The 15,643-nt window shown below is 61.5% G+C and carries 11 protein-coding genes; 6 read left to right on the plus strand and 5 right to left on the minus strand.

What is annotated here, in order from left to right:
• Nucleotides 1-507 precede the first annotated feature (507 nt).
• Genes ACP7A2_RS21190 through ACP7A2_RS21205 form a run of 4 tightly spaced genes read left to right on the plus strand, consistent with a single transcriptional unit; the run spans nucleotide 508 to nucleotide 4,811 of the window.
• Entirely contained in the window at nucleotides 508-1,191 is a 684-nt protein-coding gene (locus ACP7A2_RS21190) for a methylamine utilization protein (protein WP_426135799.1), read from the plus strand.
• Nucleotides 1,175-3,523 carry an EAL domain-containing protein gene (locus tag ACP7A2_RS21195; RefSeq protein WP_426135800.1) on the plus strand — a complete coding sequence of 783 codons (2,349 nt, stop codon included), beginning with the start codon at nucleotides 1,175-1,177 and terminating at the stop codon, nucleotides 3,521-3,523. The genes ACP7A2_RS21190 and ACP7A2_RS21195 overlap by 17 nt, the downstream gene beginning before the upstream one ends.
• 5 nt (nucleotides 3,524-3,528) lie before the next feature.
• Nucleotides 3,529-4,392 (plus strand): DUF3034 family protein, encoded by an 864-nt coding sequence (locus ACP7A2_RS21200; protein ID WP_426135801.1) that lies wholly within the window; start codon nucleotides 3,529-3,531, stop codon nucleotides 4,390-4,392.
• Nucleotides 4,392-4,811: a group I truncated hemoglobin gene (locus ACP7A2_RS21205; RefSeq protein WP_426135802.1), complete on the plus strand. Its 420-nt coding sequence runs from the start codon at nucleotides 4,392-4,394 to the stop codon at nucleotides 4,809-4,811. Before ACP7A2_RS21200 ends, ACP7A2_RS21205 begins: the two co-directional genes overlap by 1 nt.
• Nucleotides 4,812-4,913: 102 nt before the next feature.
• On the opposite strand, the gene ACP7A2_RS21210 is transcribed toward ACP7A2_RS21205, so the two are convergent.
• The gene (locus ACP7A2_RS21210; RefSeq protein WP_426135803.1) at nucleotides 4,914-7,331 is read right to left on the minus strand and encodes a glucose/quinate/shikimate family membrane-bound PQQ-dependent dehydrogenase; all 2,418 of its coding nucleotides are present in this window, start codon (nucleotides 7,329-7,331) and stop codon (nucleotides 4,914-4,916) included.
• A 472-nt stretch (nucleotides 7,332-7,803) separates the two neighbouring features.
• Nucleotides 7,804-9,822, minus strand: a complete 2,019-nt coding sequence (locus ACP7A2_RS21215; RefSeq protein ID WP_426135804.1) for a TonB-dependent receptor — start codon at nucleotides 9,820-9,822, stop codon at nucleotides 7,804-7,806.
• 212 nt (nucleotides 9,823-10,034) lie between these two features.
• On the opposite strand from ACP7A2_RS21215, the gene ACP7A2_RS21220 reads away from it, so the two are divergent.
• Together ACP7A2_RS21220 and ACP7A2_RS21225 are read left to right on the plus strand one after the other, a co-directional pair.
• Nucleotides 10,035-10,268 carry a VF530 family protein gene (locus ACP7A2_RS21220; protein WP_348057334.1) on the plus strand — a complete coding sequence of 78 codons (234 nt, stop codon included), beginning with the start codon at nucleotides 10,035-10,037 and terminating at the stop codon, nucleotides 10,266-10,268.
• A 4-nt stretch (nucleotides 10,269-10,272) separates the two neighbouring features.
• Entirely contained in the window at nucleotides 10,273-10,899 is a 627-nt protein-coding gene (locus tag ACP7A2_RS21225; RefSeq protein WP_426135805.1) for a Pr6Pr family membrane protein, read from the plus strand.
• A 114-nt stretch (nucleotides 10,900-11,013) separates the two neighbouring features.
• Here the strand turns inward: ACP7A2_RS21225 and ACP7A2_RS21230 are convergent, their stop codons facing one another.
• The 3 genes from ACP7A2_RS21230 to ACP7A2_RS21240 all read right to left on the minus strand — a co-directional run bounded on the left by ACP7A2_RS21230 (nucleotide 11,014) and on the right by ACP7A2_RS21240 (nucleotide 15,497).
• Nucleotides 11,014-11,781 carry a siderophore-interacting protein gene (locus tag ACP7A2_RS21230; RefSeq protein WP_426135806.1) on the minus strand — a complete coding sequence of 256 codons (768 nt, stop codon included), beginning with the start codon at nucleotides 11,779-11,781 and terminating at the stop codon, nucleotides 11,014-11,016.
• Nucleotides 11,778-12,299: a PadR family transcriptional regulator gene (locus tag ACP7A2_RS21235; protein WP_375070089.1), complete on the minus strand. Its 522-nt coding sequence runs from the start codon at nucleotides 12,297-12,299 to the stop codon at nucleotides 11,778-11,780. The genes ACP7A2_RS21230 and ACP7A2_RS21235 overlap by 4 nt, the downstream gene beginning before the upstream one ends.
• A gap of 111 nt (nucleotides 12,300-12,410) precedes the next feature.
• The gene (locus ACP7A2_RS21240) at nucleotides 12,411-15,497 is read right to left on the minus strand and encodes a transglycosylase domain-containing protein (RefSeq protein ID WP_426135807.1); all 3,087 of its coding nucleotides are present in this window, start codon (nucleotides 15,495-15,497) and stop codon (nucleotides 12,411-12,413) included.
• Nucleotides 15,498-15,643: the final 146 nt, after the last annotated feature.

Below are 15,643 nucleotides of genomic sequence, written 5' to 3' on the forward strand. Positions count from 1 at the left end.
TTGCTCGCGAATGCGGTGTATCAGCCACCAAATCCATCAACAGACCCACCGCCTTCGCGAGCAAGCCCGCTCCCACATTTCTGACCGAGTACAACTTCAATACCTCCACACACGGATCCGCTTCTCTGTGGGAGCTGGCTTGCCTGCGATGAAGGCACCTCGGTCGTTCAGGCGAAACCAGTTGATGCCATCGCAGGCAAGCCCGCTCCCACATACAGGCTTCGCTGAGCGGCGGGAACAGGTGACGATTCAGGGCTGCGATCGCGCACGTTAAGTGGTTGCGGTTGACCACTCCCCCTTTGTCGACTACAGCTTTTCTAAGGTGTGTCGATAACCTCTACAGTGCCTGACCGCTTGCGTAGGTTTTTGTCGACCGATGGTCAGGCTTCGCTGTAGATTCAATGGTGGCAATTGGCCTTATTTGCGGCATCATTTACGCCGTAATGCTCGTTGAACCGTTTTGTGCCACGGCAGGCCGCCTCTTTCTCTTATTTTGTGCGGACCCTAATGGCCAGGATTTTTCAGCAACTTTCCCTTGTCGTTGCGTTGTTTTCGCTTCACGAAGTCGCCTGGGCGGCGGCGCTTGAGGTCGTGATGCGCCAGGCCGATGGCACGCCGGTGGTTGATGCGGTCGTGACGCTGCAAGGCCCGGTTGGCGCGCCGGCCGGTGCGCTGAAGGCCGATATGGACCAGCGCGGCCAGCAGTTTGCGCCCCACGTGCTGGCGGTGCACACCGGCACGCAAATCCGCTTTCCGAACAGCGACAACATTCGCCACCAGGTTTACTCGTTTTCTGCTGCCAAACGCTTTGAGCTGCGTCTTTACGAGGGCACGCCTGCCGCCCCTTTGTTGTTCGATAAGCCCGGTGTGGTGGTACTCGGCTGCAACATTCATGACTGGATGCTCGGCTATGTCTACGTCACCGATGACCCGCGCTTCGGTGTCAGCGATGCCCGCGGCCATCTGCGCTTCGAGGGGCTGCCGGCCGGTGCTTACCACCTCACGCTGTGGCACCCGCGACTGGCCAATATGCAGCCGCTCGATGGCGCAGTAGTGAACCTTCCCGATGCCGGCCTGCGCCACGACGTGCAGTTGAGCCTGGAACCGGGCTCTGCGGATGTGCCGACCGCGCCAGCGCCCACTGCGTTTGGCGATGCGTTCAATCGAGCTGCCCGTGAAACTGCGCAATAGCTTCCAGGCGCGGGTCGCCAGTGTCCTGATCCTGCTGTTGCTGGTGGTGATCGGTGCGCTGTACTTCAGCGTGAAAGCTGCGACCCGTTCTGCCGTGCGCGGTCAGGCCATGGCTCAATTGGAGGTGGGCTCGCGGGTGTTCGAGCGCTTGCTGGAGGTGCGCGGTCGGCGCTTGGCCGATGGCGTTCAATTGCTGGCGGCGGACTTCGGTTTCCGTGAAGCGGTGGCCAGCGGTGATTCTGCGACCCTGCGTTCGGTGCTGCTCAACCACGGCAAGCGTATCAATGCCAGCGACATGATCCTGCTCGGCATGGACGGCAACGTCATCGCCAGCACCCTCGATGAAGTGCCCGAAGGCTCGGCTTTTCGTTATGACAATGCGTTACGCGAGGCGCGGCGTAACCGCCAAGCCGTGTTGATGGTGCCCTTGCAAGGCAAGCCGCATCTATTGGTGGAAGCGCCGGTGCTGGCGCCGCTGCCGATTGCCCGGGTGGTGATGGGCTTCAGCATGGACAGCGCGTTTGCCGGGGAGCTGCGTTCGCTGAGTAACCTGGAAGTGTCGTTCCTGGCGATTGATCGCCAGCACCCCGGTGAACTGGTCAGTACCCAACCTCAGGTGCTGCAGGACAGCATCGTTCACCTGATGCTGGGGGAAGCCACGCGCAGCGGCGTGTCCACCACCGAACACCTGGCCCACAGTTTTCTCAACCAGTCGCTGGTCTTGGCCAGTGATGACGACGGCCAGGTGCTGGCGTTATTGCAGAGTCCGCTGGACAACGCGATGCAGGCCTTTGTGCCGTTGGATGAAAAGATCCTTGGCATTGCCTTGATCGCCTTGATTGCCTCGCTGATCGGCGCCTTGCTGTTGGCGCGCAGTGTGTCGCGCCCGGTCCAGGCCCTGGCCCTGGCGGCTGAACGTATTGGCCAGGGCGACTACCAGACGCCGTTGAACCTGGCGCGCAGCGACGAGCTGGGGCGGTTGGCCCAAGCCGTCAACGCGATGCAGAGTGGTATCGCCGAACGCGAACAGCAACTGGCGCACAATTCCCTGCACGATCGTCTCACCGGCTTGCCCAACCGTGCGTTGGTCATGGAGCGCCTGGGCAGTGCGATTTCCACCCAGCGCCCGATGGCGCTGATTTACCTGGGTATCGATAACCTGCGCGCGGCCAGTGAAACGGCCGGGCCAGAGGCGGTGGACCTGCTGCTGATGGATGTCAGCCGGCGCCTGCAAGCCGCGTTGCGCCCCGGCGACACCCTGGCGCATTTGATTGCCGACGAGTTTCTGTTGTTGCTGGAAGGGGCGGGCAGCGATGAAGCGGTCGGTGTGGCCGATAAACTTCAACAGCTGTTGCTGCGGCCCCAGCGCGTCGGCGGCCACGACCTGGCGCTGGATTGCCGCCTGGGTATCGCGTCCTACCCCGCCGACGGCGAAAGCGCACCCACCTTGCTGGAGCGCGCGGCGATTGCGATGAAGGACGCAGCGCTGATGCCTGGCCGCTTGCAGGTCTACGAGCAGGGCCGTGACCTCGCGCATCGGCGTCAGATCACGCTGATTCGTGACCTGCGGCACGCGCCCGGTCAAGGCCAGTTGCTGCTGCATTACCAACCCAAACTCGACATTCGCCAAGGGCATGTGCGCCAGGCCGAAGCGCTGCTGCGCTGGCAGCATCCTCAGTTCGGCATGGTCTCGCCGGCGGAATTCATCCCTCTGGCCGAGCGCTCGGGCAGCATTAAAATACTGACTCAATGGGTGATCGAAGAGGGCATTCGCCAGCTGTGTGAATGGAACCGCCGTGGGCTGTACCTGCAACTGTCGTTGAATATCTCGGCGGATGATTTGCTCGATGATGAACTGGCTCACCGGGTGACGGCCTTGTTGCGTCGCTACGGCTTGCCGGCCGAGCAATTGCTGTTCGAGATCACTGAAAGTGCAGTGATGCGCGAGCCGGAAAAAGCCCTGAAAGTCTTGCACCTGCTGCGCGATTGCGGCATCAGCCTGTCGGTGGATGACTTCGGCACTGGCTATTCGTCGCTGGCGCACCTTAAGCGCCTGCCGGTGCAAGAGTTGAAGATCGACCAATCCTTTGTGCGCAACCTTGATGAAACCAGCGAAGACGCAGTGATCGTGCGGTCCACCATCGAGATGAGTCACAACCTGGGCCTCAAGGTGGTTGCCGAGGGCGTCGAGTACGCCCATAGCCTGCGCCTGCTTGAGCGTTGGCAGTGCGACACGGCCCAGGGATATTTGATCAGCCGGCCGTTGAGTGCCGACGCTTTCGAAGCCTGGGTGGCGTTGCCGCTCAGCCCGCAAACTTCTTGGGTTCATTGAGTGGTATGACGGTGCGTTTTTGTCTATTGATCGGCTGTTTTTACACCCTGACCCTGCAATCGGCGCTTGCCGATAACGGGCGTTTGATTGCCACCGGTGGGGCCAGCAGCCTTGAAGGTGCGGCGGGCGGGGGGATCACGCCATGGGCTGTGCTCACCGGTTACGGTGAGCAGCATGAGTGGGGCGCGACGGCCTTCGCCACCACGGTCAACCTGCCGGATTATCGGCTGGACGTGGCCGGGCTGGCGCTGGCCTATGACAACCGCGTGGAGGTGTCCTTCGCTCGCCAGCGCTTCGACCTTGGCAGCCTGGTGCACAAGCTCAACCTGCCCACAGACAACCTCGGCCAGGACGTGTTCGGCCTTAAGGTGCGTTTGTTTGGCGACGTCATCTACGACGCGCTGCCCCAGGTTTCCGTGGGCCTTGAATACAAGCACCAGACAAATTTCGATATCCCAAGCCTGGTGGGCGCCAAGCGCGACAGTGACGTTGAAGGCTACCTGGCCGCGAGCCGCTTGTTCATGGGCGCAGCCTTTGGCTACAACGTACTGGTCAACGGCAGCCTGCGTTACAGCCGGGCGAATGAAACCGGCCTGCTCGGCTTTGGCGGCGATCGTCGCGACAGTCGCAGCCTGCTCAAGGAGGGCTCGGTTGCCGTGTTGTTCAACCCGCGCTGGGCGTTGGGCGTGGAGTATCGCCAGAAGCCAGACAACCTGTCGTTTGCCGGTGAAAGTGATTGGGCGGATGTATTTGTCGGCTATTTCCCGAACAAGCATGTGTCGTTTGTATTGGCTTACGCACGCCTGGGGGAGATTGCCACGCTGGGTAACCAGAACGGAACCTATCTGTCTGTGCAGGGGAGCTTCTGATGCGCTTTTTACCTGTGCTGTTGGTGCTGCTGATCAGTGCCTGTGCGCAACAACCGCCCAAGGATGACAGCCTTTACCGTGACCTCGGCGCGCTGCCGGGCCTTACTCGGATTGTCGAAGGCATGTTGCTCAACATCGCCCGCGATGAACGTATCGTCGAGCGCTTTCGCCACGTCGATATCCAGCGCTTGCGCAACAAGTTGATCGAGCAGTTTTGTGTGGAAGCGGGCGGCCCGTGCACCTACACCGGTGACAGCATGGCTGAAAGTCATAAGGGCCAGAACCTGAGCCGCAGCGACTTCAACGCGTTGGTGGAAGACTTGATCAAGGCGATGGACAGCGAAGGCATTTCGGTGCCGGTGCAGAACCGCTTGATTGCGCGATTGGCGCCGATGCGCAGCGAAGTGATCGGGCACTGACCTCTCTGACACTGCCAGCGCCCACATTTGGGTGTGTACCGTGCATGAAAAAAGGCGGCTACCTTCAACAGGTAGCCGCCTTTTTCTTGCCGCCGGTGTTGCTTAATCCGGCAGTTTAAACGCCATCACATAGTCACCCTGCTTGGTACCCAGGGAACCATGACCACCCGCCATGACCAGCACGTACTGCTTGCCGTCCTTGCCGGTGTAGGTCATCGGTGTGGTCTGCGCGCCTGCTGGCAGGCGGCCTTCCCACAGTTGCTTGCCGTTCTTCACGTCATAGGCACGCAGGTACTGGTCAAGGGTACCGCTGAGGAACGCCACGCCACCGGCGGTGGTGAACGTACCGCCCAGGCTAGGCACGCCCATGGTCAGCGGGAGCGGAACCGGCGAGCTGTCGCGCACGGTGCCGTTTTTGTGCATCCAGATGGTTTTATGCGTGGTCAGGTCGACCGCTGCCACATAACCCCACGCCGGTGCCTGGCACGGCAGGCCCATCGGCGACAGCAGCGCTTCCAGGATCACGCCGTACGGCGCGCCTTTGTTCGGCTGTACGCCTTCGGTTTCACTGACGCGCGGGCCTTGCTTGGCGATCTCGGCTGCCGGTATCAACTTCGATTTGAACGCCATGTAGCTCGGGTTCACGAAGGCGATCTGGCGTACCGGGTCGACGGAGATGCCGCCCCAGTCGAACACACCGAAGTTACCCGGGTAAACGATCGAGCCTTGCAGCGATGGCGGCGTGAACGGGCCGTCGTAGCGCATCGACTTGAAGTCGATCCGGCAGATCATCTGGTCGAACGGAGTCACGCCCCACATGTCGCGTTCTTTCAACGGCGGCGGCATGAAGTTCAGGTCGGACTTGGGTTGGGTAGGGGAGGTGTGATCACCGGCCACTGCGCCTTGCGGTACAGGGATTTCATTGATCGGTACCACCGGCTGCCCATTGCTGCGGTCCAGCACGTAGATGCTGCCTTGCTTGGTCGATGCCATGACCGCTGGCTTGACGCCGTCAGCGGTTTTGATGTCGATCAGCGAAGGCTGGCCGCCCACGTCCATGTCCCACAGGTCATGGTGGGTGAACTGGAAGGTCCACTTCACGTGGCCAGTGTCGATGTCCAGCGCGGTCAGGCCAGCGCTGTATTTTTCAGAGTCCGGGGTACGGTCGCCGCCGTACTGGTCGGGCATCTGGTTGCCCATCGGCAGGTAAAGCATGCCGAGTTTTTCATCGACGCTGAACATGGACCACATGTTCGGCGAGTTGCGGGTGTAGGTTTTGCCTTCGGCCAACGGGGTGGTGTCGTCCGGGTTGCCGCTGTCCCAGTTCCACACCAGCTTGCCGGTGTGCACGTCGAACGCGCGGATTACGCCGCTTGGCTCGTCAGTGGAGACGTTGTCGGTCACGTGACCACCGATCACGACCAGGTTTTTGGTCACGGCTGGCGGCGAGGTGGAGTAGTAACCGCCTGGGGCGAAGCTGCCGATGTTGGCACGCAGGTCGACCTGACCCTTGTCACCGAAGTCTTCGCACATCTTGCCGGTGTCGGCGTTCAGGGCGATCAGACGGGTGTCGGCGGTTGGCACGAAGATGCGTTTCGGGCAGACAGCGCTGACTGGCGCCGGGCTGGCGGAACCGGTAGGGCTCTGCTCGGACGCGTACACAGCGTCATCGTGATACGACACACCACGGCAGGTCATGTGCGCCCAACCCTTGAAGTTCTGGGCACCTTCGGTGCTGATCTTCGGGTCGAAACGCCAGATTTCCTTGCCGGTGTCCGGGTCCAGGGCAATCACTTGGCTGTGCGGGGTACACACGTAAAGCATGCCGTTGACTTTCAGCGGGGTGTTTTCCGCGGTGGTCTCACCGGGATCGCCTGCGCCAGGGATGTCGCCAGTGCGGAAGGTCCAGGCTGGCACCAGCTTATGAGCGTTTTCCGGGGTGATCTGCGCCAGCGGCGAGTAACGGTCACCGAAGGCCGAACGGCCATAGGAATTCCAGTCGCCATCGGCTTGGGTCGGCGCTGCGCTGGCCATGCCAGGGACGGCGTCGCGATCCAGTTGGCCGGTCTTGACCATTTCACCCGGGTTGGTGAATTGGCTGGCAAGCGCGGTCGCGCCGGCCAATACCACGGCGACGCTCAGTGCCGCAGTGCCCATCGGCGCGGCCTGACCACGCAACAGCGGGCGACGGAACCACGGGAGCAACATGACGATGCCCAAGGCGAACAACAGGGCCAGGCGCGGCACCAACTGCCACCAGTCCAGGCCGACTTCCCACAGTGCCCACACGGTGCTGGCGAACAGCACCAATGCGTACAAACCCAATGCAGCGCGGCGGGTAGCCAGCAGCAAAACGCCGGTGACGGCGATGCCGATACCGGCCAGCAGGTAGTACAGCGAGCCGCCGAGCATGCTCAGCTTGACGCCGCCGGCCAGCAAGGCCAGCCCCATGATCAGCAGCAAGACGCCTAGCAGCCTGGGCAGCAGGCGACTCGGGCTTGAAGCACCATCAGTGCTCATAGTGTGTTTCTCCGTTACGTTGGAATAATTATGTAACCCCGTGCTTCACTGTAGATGACGATTCGGCGCGGGCTTGGTTCAGCGTAAATCCGGTTTTTCTGGGGATAGCGGGGTTATCCACAGGCAAGCGATTTATCCCCAGGCGCAGTCGGGTGTAAGACAGCGCTGTCTCTACGGGCAGGAAAAATCGTCAAGGTGGGGTCGACCGGGGCGTGAAACGTTTCAGTTTGTTGCCGACAAGGATAAAGCGCCTGCTCGATTTGAGAAAGAGTCAATCGAGAGATGCATCATTTCCGATCTGGTAACAGTGACCAAGTGTCGCTGCAAAAAAGACGGTAAACGCTCACTCGTGTGGGAGCTGGCTTGCCTGCGATAGCGTCACCTCGGTATTACCGAAAAACCGAGGTGTTTGCATCGCGGGCAAGCCCGGCTCCCACCCAAGCCAGGTTCCACAGGGGAGTTGCGGTGAGGGTTAGAACGTGGTCCGTACGCCGAACTGCACACTTCTGCCCGGCGCCGGCGCGATATCACGCAGGATCGAGCTGGCGTACCGCACGGTCTGATTCGTCAGGTTTTCACCGTTCACAAACGCCAGCCACTGGCTCCCGCCCATGTTGAAGTGATAACCCGCGCTCGCGCCCAGCGTGGTGTAGCCGTCGGTGCCGCTTTCGTTGTCCGGCACACGGCCTTGGCCAGCGGCATGTTCCACATCGATGCGTGCCTGCCAGCGGTCGAGTTCCCACAGCAGGCCACTGTTCAGGCGTAACGGCGCGATGCGTGGCAAGGCCTCGCCGGTATCCAGGTTGGTGGCGCGGGTGTAGTCGCCCGACAGCTCCAGGGCAAATTTGCCGTAGGCGCTTTCGCCGAGTTTCCAGTGATCCTGGGCTTCGAAGCCAGCGAAACGCGCGCGCACGCCGGAGTATTCGTACTCGGGGATGCCGCCTGCGTCTTCCTCGCCCTCATCGTTCAGCGTGCGGCCCGTGCCGAGCAGGCCGATGTAGTTGGAGAAGCGGCTGTAGAACACGCCGACGCTGCCTTTGTGGGTGCCATTGTCGAAGCGCAGGGCCAGGTCGCTGGACACGGCTTTTTCTTTCTTCAGGTTGGCATTGCCCAGCTCAAAGGTGCCGGTGGCGACGTGCGCACCGTTGGCATACAACTCGTAAAACGTCGGCGCACGCTCGGTGTAACCCAGGGTAGCGGCCAGCGACCAGACGGGCGTGAGGGTGTAGACCGCGCCGGACGACAGGCTGCCCGCGGTGAAGTCATTGCGCTTGTCGGCACCGGCAAAGCGCGCATTGCCCTTGGCGTCCGGGTCGACGTCTGTGTGTTCCACACGGCCGCCAAGGCTGAGTTTGAGGCGCTCGGTGGCCTGCATTTCCTCAAGAATAAACAACGCGCCGGCAGTGGTGTCGGTCTGCGGCACAAAGGCTTCTTCGCCCAGGGCCGAGAACTCGTTGCGGGTTACCTGTGCGCCGACCACGCCATTGAATGGGCCGATCGGCTGATGGCGCGCTTCGACGCGCGCTTCATAACCCTTGTTCTTGAACACCGTGCCGGTTTCGCCGCCTTCGATCTCGCGGTGTTCGTAGTCGGTGTAGCCCGCGTCGAGTTTGACCGAGGTGAAGGGGCCTTGCAGGTTGCGAAATTCGGAGGCGAACGCGTAGTGATCCTGCTTCATGCGGATGCGCACGTCTTGCTCGGCGGGGGAGCCGTAGTTGCTGTCGTAGTTGCTGTAGGACAGCCCGGCATAACCGTCGTCCCAGGTGTAGGAGCCGCCCAACGCGCCGCCGTCCTGGCGCCCGTCGCTGTTGCCCAGGCGCCCGTTTTTGCCGGGGCCGTCTTCAGTGTCCGGAGCGTGGCGGCTGCGCGCAAAACCCGGAATTTTCAGGTCGTTGAATTCCCGCGCATTGGCGTCCAGGTGCAAGGCGAAGCTGCCATTGCCGGCTTCCAGTTTGCCGGCACTGCTGCGCGTGGTGTCGGAGCCGCCGTAGCGCAATTCACCGGCGCCATGGATGCCTTCGATGGCTTCAGTGGGAATGCGATTGTCGAACGTGTTGACCACGCCGCCGATGGCGCTGCCGCCGTACAGCAACGCCGCCGGGCCGCGTACGATTTCAATGCGATCCACGTTGATCGGGTCCAGCGGCACGGCGTGGTCGTAGGACAGCGACGACGCATCCAGCGCGCCCACGCCATTGCGCAGAATGCGGATACGGTCTCCATCCTGGCCACGGATGATCGGCCGGCTGGCGCCAGGCCCGAAGTAGGACGACGACACGCCGGGCTGCTTGTTCAGGGTTTCGCCGAGGCTGCCTTTTTGTTGCAGGGTCAGGTCATCGCCTTCCAGCACGGTGGTCGGCGAGGCCAGTTGTTCACTGCCCAGCGGGTTGCCGGTGATGACTTGGGGTTGCAGTTCAAGGGCGTTGGCTTCGGAGCAGATCAACAGGGCGGCGGCCAGCGGGGTCAAGCGCCACAGGGAGGAGAGGGACATCGGACATTCCTTGGCAAAACGGCAGAAAAGAGAAGGCTTGAAACGGTATCGAAACGGTTACTTTTGATACTTATGGTTACAATATAACATCTCTTTTTTCGCTGAAAAGGGGAACTTTCTTTCAGGGGCTATATTCAATGCGATGCTTCCACCGTCACGCCCCGTCGGCTAAGGTGCGCGGCTGTGTTTTCTCTTTTTGCAAAAGGCCTGGCATGACCGCGACAAGCAACGACCCGCTCCACGGCGTAACCCTGCAACACGTCCTCACGACGCTGGTGGAACACTATGAATGGGACGGCCTGGCCGAGCGCATCGATATCCGCTGCTTCAAGAGCGACCCGAGCATCAAGTCGAGCCTGACGTTTTTGCGCAAAACCCCGTGGGCACGCGAGAAAGTCGAAAGCTTGTACGTCAAGCTGATGCGCACCAAACGCCCGCTGGATTGAGCTGATGAAACGCTTTGTTGCGGCTGCGGCGCTGGCCGGCTGGGTGGGGTTGGCGATTCAGCAATACCTGATCTTTTATTCGCGGCTGGCCTCTGGCGCCAGCCTGTTGGGCGGGTTGATCAATTTCTTCAGTTTCTTCACGGTGCTGACCAACACCCTCGTGGTAGTGGTGCTGAGCTATGCGCTGGTGGATCGGAATTCGGTCGCGAAGCGGTTTTTCCTCACGCCTGCAATCAGCAGTGGGATTGCCGCGAGCATCATCGTGGTGAGCCTGGCCTATAACGTGTTGCTGCGGCATTTGTGGAGCCCTGAAGGCTTTCAATTCATTGCCGACGAATTGCTCCACGACGTGATGCCGCTGCTGTTCTGCCTGTACTGGTGGCGCTGTGTGCCCAAAGGTACTTTGCGCCTGAAACACCTGGGTGGCTGGTTGATTTACCCATTGGTGTACTTCGCTTATGCGCTGCTGCGCGGGCATTTGCTCGGGCAGTATCAGTACCCGTTCATTAACGTGGACACGCTCGGTTATCCACAGGTGTTTGTGAATGCCGGGGGGATTCTGGCGGGGTTTGTAGTGATCGCGTTGGCGGTGCTGGGGCTGGACAAGTTCCTGAAGACACCGTCGAACTAATGTGGGAGCTGGCTTGCCTGCGATGGCGGTGAGGCAGTCAAAGCAGTTTTGTCTGATGCACAGCTATCGCAGGCAAGCCAGCTCCCACATTGGAGCTTCAGTGTGTTTGATGTATCACTCTTCTTCGCTGCCCTCGGCGCGCCAGTAACCCACGGCCTTGAGGAATTCCTCATTGACCTTGTGCGTGTCCAGCAACACACGCCGTACTTGGCGTGACAGCTTCGTTTCGGTAGCCACAAAGCTGTACAGCGAACCGCCCGGCAGCGTTAGTTTCTGCACGGTTTCAAGCAGGGCATCCTGGCCGCGAATTACCCAAATCACTTCAACTTCAGCAGCACTGTTCAGCGTCTGCTTTTCGCCTGCGTTGGCAATCTCAATCACCGCCAGCACCTTGCGCCCGGCCGGCAATTCTTCCAGGCGTCGGCCGATGGCGGGCAGGGCGGTTTCGTCGCCGATCAGCAGGTAGCTGTCGAAGATATCCGGAACGATCATCGAGCCCCGTGGCCCGCCGATGTACAGGTGCTGGCCAACCTGCACCTGATCGGCCCAGGTGGACGCAGGGCCATCGCCGTGCAGCACGAAGTCGATGTCCAGCTCGCCAGCGCTCAGGTCATAACGCCGTGGCGTGTAGTCGCGCATGGCCGGTTGCGGACCGTCGCCCTTGATGTTGAACGTCGGGCTTTCCAGCGCGGCGCGTTCGGCGGCGTTCTGCGGGAACAGCAGTTTGATATGGTCATCGCTGCCCAGGCTGATAAAACCGGCCAGTTCAGGCCCGCCCAGGGTAATGCGGCGCATGCGTGGGGTGATATCAACCACCCGCAGCACGTCGAGGCGGCGACGTTTGATTTCGTGGGTCACGCGGTGGATGGCTTGGGTAGTCATTGGTCTTTCCCGTCGGCGATGGATTGAGCGGTGCGATTGAGCAACGCCGCGACACGAACGATTTCTTCCGGGCTCCAGCGCCCGTGGTGCGAATGCAATGCGTGGCGCAGGTTGTGCACCGCCTCGTGAATCTGCGGCGGGCGGTCCTGGCCGCGCAGCGAGCGTTTGCTGACGTCGATGCGCATGCGCACGCCGTCCAGTGCAACTGCTTGCTCGCTTAGGAAGAGACGACCGGCGTCGGTGATTGTGTAGCGTTTTTTTCCGCCGTCGGCGTCGCCCTGAATCAAATCGCTTTCTTCCAGAAAGGTCAGGGTCGGGTAGATCACGCCGGGGCTGGGGGTGTAGGCGCCGTCGAACAGGCTTTCAATTTGGCGGATCAGGTCGTAGCCGTGGCAAGGCTGTTCGGCGATCAACGCCGGCAGCAGCAATTTCAAATCGCCGGGTGCAAATACCCGAGGGCCGCGACCGCGGCCGGCACGCGGGTCAAACCCGTCGCGCTGGTGAGGATGGTCTCGCATGGTGGGAGCCTCTATGTGTGTCTAGATATAACGTAAGATATATCTTAGTCGTCGCGCAAGAACTCCCGACAGACGGTTTGCCTGGCGTTACCTCTCCCTGGCGTTACACAATCACGGCGCCCGAGGCAGACACTGCGTCAGGCTGCCCGGTTGCAAATACGGCAACAAAATCGGCGCCATGCCCTTAAGCACCTGCACCGGCAATGCCGAGGTAAAGGTGAAGTGCTCGGCGGATTGGCCCGGCACAAACGCTGTGAGCGTGCCGAAGTGATGCTCGCCCAGGTAGAACACAAAGGTGGCGGTGCGGTTGATCGATTTGGAACTGAGAATCCGCCCACCGGCGCCGATGGCTTCGATGCGGTTATCCCCGGTGCCGGTCTTGCCGCCCATGGCCAGCGGCGTGCTGTCGGCCAGTTTGAAACTGCCGGCCACGCGTTTGGCCGTACCGGCGTCGACAACTTGCGACAAGGCGCCGCGCAGGGCACGCGCCACTTCCACGGCGATCACCTGCTTGCCGGGCGCCGGGTCATTGACCACGCGGGTTTCGTAGGGCGTATCGGCAGCAAAATGCAGCGTGTCGATGCGCAGCACTTTGGGCCGCACGCCGTCATTGAGGATGATGCCCATCAATTCTGCCAACGCCGCCGGGCGGTCACCGGAGCTGCCGATGGCGGTGGCCAGAGACGGTACCAGGTGGTCAAACGGGTAGCCCACCGCTTGCCAGCGCTGATGAATATCCAGGAACGCTTCGACCTCCAGCATGGTGCGGATGCGGCTGTCCCGCGCGCTTTGATGGCGGCTTTTAAACAGCCAGCTGTAGACCTCCTGGCGTTCGAACTGGCTGGCTTTTACCGCCTCGCTCAACGTGGCTTCAGGGTGGTTGAGCAGGTAGCCCAGCAACCACAAATCCAGGGGATGCACCTTGGCGATATAGCCTTGGTCCGGCAGGTTGTAGGCGCCGGGGCCATAGTCTTTATAGAGTTTTTCGAGGCGCTCGTCGGTCAGTTTGAGCGTGCTTTTGACCCCGGTCATGTGTGCCCGCACAAACAGGTTGAAGCTCTGCTGGCTGGCGTTTGGCAGCAAATAACGGTGCACAGCAGCCAGGCGAATCGGCGTGGGGCGCACGCTGTCGAGGAAGGTGTCGAGGCGCGCCTGGGTGTCTTTCTTCTGATACTTCTTCCAGAACTTGCGCAGGAACGTGGTGCCTTCGCGGTCGGCAAAACCGGCGAGGTATTCCTGACGACGCGGGTCGTTGTCGTCCTTGAGCAATTGCGCGCTGTTGTTCTCGCCCGCATAGGTGACATAGCGCACCACGTCACGCATCAGCCGAATGAACGGCAGGTTGATGGATTCACGCAAGGCGTCGCGCAGGCTGGGGTTGCGGCCGTTGTCCTGGCTGCGAAAATTGTGGAAACGGTGCAGGCCGCCGCCGGTGAAAAAGCTTTCGCCGGGGCTGGCCGAGTAAGTGCGGTCGAGGGCGGCATCAAGCATGCCTGCCAGGGATTTATCGGGCGCCTGGATCAGGTAATCGAGGGCCCAGCGGCTCAGGCGGTCCTGGTCATCCACGCTGATTTTTTTCAACGCGGCGGGCGCCTGGGCGGCGTACTTGTCGTGCAACTCGCTGATGATTTGCAGGTAGGTGGTGAGCACCCGCAGCTTGGCGGTGGAACCCAGCTCCAGCTTGCTGCCTTCGTTGATGTCGAAGGGTTGGTCGGTGTTGTCGGTTTGTACGCGTACCCGCGAGCCGTCGGCGGTCAACTCAAACAGCGTGAAGCTGTAGCGCACTTGCGCAGTGCTGGCGGGGGTGAGCAGGCGTTCGCCGAGCAGGCCGACCTGACGGGCGTACTCCGGGTCGGCGAGGTGCTTGAGGTAGTCGCTGACCTGGCCCTGCAATTGGCCTTGCAGGGTGCTGGTGGCCGAGAGGTCGAGGCGATCCAGGTCGTACAGCGGCCGGTTGAGCAACACGGCCAGGCGGCTGCGCGCCACGCTGATGCCCTTGTTGGTTTCAATCGGCTGCACCGTGGGTTGTTGCACCCAGTCGCGATACGTCACCTTGCTCGCCAGTGCGGCCTGCAACAGCGCCGGTTCGATCACCCCGTTCTGGGCCAGCAAGCGCAGGTGGCTGTCGGTAAGCTGCGCCAGTTCATCGCGCCCCTTGGCCAGGTAATGGGAAGGCCGGCGCTGGGCAATGATCAGCGACAACACTTCGCGCAGCGCCAAGCCTTGTTGTGGGTTCACCGGGCCGGTCAGCGCTGCATTGACCTGGTTGAAATCGGCGCCGTACCACACGCGCAAACCCTCGGCCATGCCGTGCACTTCACCGTGCCCTGGCACTGCCGACAGCGGCACGCTGTTGAGGTAATCGCGCAGGATATTTTTGCGCGCGGGCAGGGTGTCGGGGCCGTCGTGGTAAGCGCGCACGGCGGCGGAAAACATCTGCCGCAGTTTCTCGCTGCCCGACACGGTCAGGCCATCGGGTGAGTGCCGGTATTTTTCCAGCTGAGTCGCCAGGGTGCTGCCACCGGCACTCTGGCCCGGCAGGTGGAGCAGCTTGGCGACCTGCGACCACGCCGCCTTGGCAAAGCGCGGCCAATCCACGGCGGGGTTGGCCTGCGGTTGCGCGGGGTCAAGCAGGTTGCGGTTTTCGATAAACAACAGGCTGCTGACCACCAGCGGCGGAATCGCGTCGAAGCTTGAATACAGCTGTTGCGGGTAGTTGTACTGATACAGCGGCACCGCGCGGCAGTCAGTGATCGACAGCCCGGCCTGGATTTTCTCTGCGTAAGGCACGAACAGGCCTTTACCTGCGTAATCCATCAGCGCGGGCGAGAACCGCGCCTGAGCGTCGATCACATACCCGCGCTTGAGCAGGCGCGGCAGGAAGGTGCCGAGGTCGCTGTAGCCCAGGCGGCGATCAAAAGGCCCGGCGCCGGGGTAGACCATGGCGTCGCTGGCGCCGGGTTTGACCTGGTAGGTGAGGTCGTGGGCCAGACGGCTGAGTTCCCGGGCTTGCAGGCGCGAGGTGCGCATTTCCTTGGCGGCGGCAAAACCCAGGGCAACCAGCCCCATCAGCACGATCAGCCAAAACAGTCGCCGCCAATAGCGGCGCTTGGGTTTATTTTTGGGTAAAGGCGCTGGGTCCGAACTGCCTTGTAGTTTCGCAGCCTCTGTCGATTCGGTTTGCCACCGTGCGCCCATAGTCGATTGATCCCTTCACGCAGATTGATCGGGCTTGGATCAAGCGTAGTCGCTGGGGGGCGGGCTGCGAGGGAAATTGTGATCAACCCGTCAAGTAAGCCCCGCTGATCTTGCCCGGCGACTTCGTCGGCACACTGCACGCCGGT

It is taken from the genome of Pseudomonas sp. PWP3-1b2 (genome assembly GCF_049896045.1).
Taxonomy (GTDB): Bacteria; Pseudomonadota; Gammaproteobacteria; order Pseudomonadales; family Pseudomonadaceae; genus Aquipseudomonas; species Aquipseudomonas antarctica_B.

Bases quoted from the DNA above. Each gene is read 5' to 3' on its own strand.
- ACP7A2_RS21190 (WP_426135799.1), top strand. From the start codon at position 508: ATGGCCAGGATTTTTCAGCAACTTTCCCTTGTCGTTGCGTTGTTTTCG.
- ACP7A2_RS21200 (WP_426135801.1), top strand. From the start codon at position 3,529: ATGACGGTGCGTTTTTGTCTATTGATCGGCTGTTTTTACACCCTGACC.
- ACP7A2_RS21205 (WP_426135802.1), top strand. From the start codon at position 4,392: ATGCGCTTTTTACCTGTGCTGTTGGTGCTGCTGATCAGTGCCTGTGCG.
- ACP7A2_RS21210 (WP_426135803.1), bottom strand. From the start codon at position 7,331: ATGAGCACTGATGGTGCTTCAAGCCCGAGTCGCCTGCTGCCCAGGCTG.
- ACP7A2_RS21215 (WP_426135804.1), bottom strand. From the start codon at position 9,822: ATGTCCCTCTCCTCCCTGTGGCGCTTGACCCCGCTGGCCGCCGCCCTG.
- ACP7A2_RS21220 (WP_348057334.1), top strand. From the start codon at position 10,035: ATGACCGCGACAAGCAACGACCCGCTCCACGGCGTAACCCTGCAACAC.
- ACP7A2_RS21225 (WP_426135805.1), top strand. From the start codon at position 10,273: ATGAAACGCTTTGTTGCGGCTGCGGCGCTGGCCGGCTGGGTGGGGTTG.
- ACP7A2_RS21230 (WP_426135806.1), bottom strand. From the start codon at position 11,781: ATGACTACCCAAGCCATCCACCGCGTGACCCACGAAATCAAACGTCGC.
- ACP7A2_RS21235 (WP_375070089.1), bottom strand. From the start codon at position 12,299: ATGCGAGACCATCCTCACCAGCGCGACGGGTTTGACCCGCGTGCCGGC.
- ACP7A2_RS21240 (WP_426135807.1), bottom strand. From the start codon at position 15,497: ATGGGCGCACGGTGGCAAACCGAATCGACAGAGGCTGCGAAACTACAA.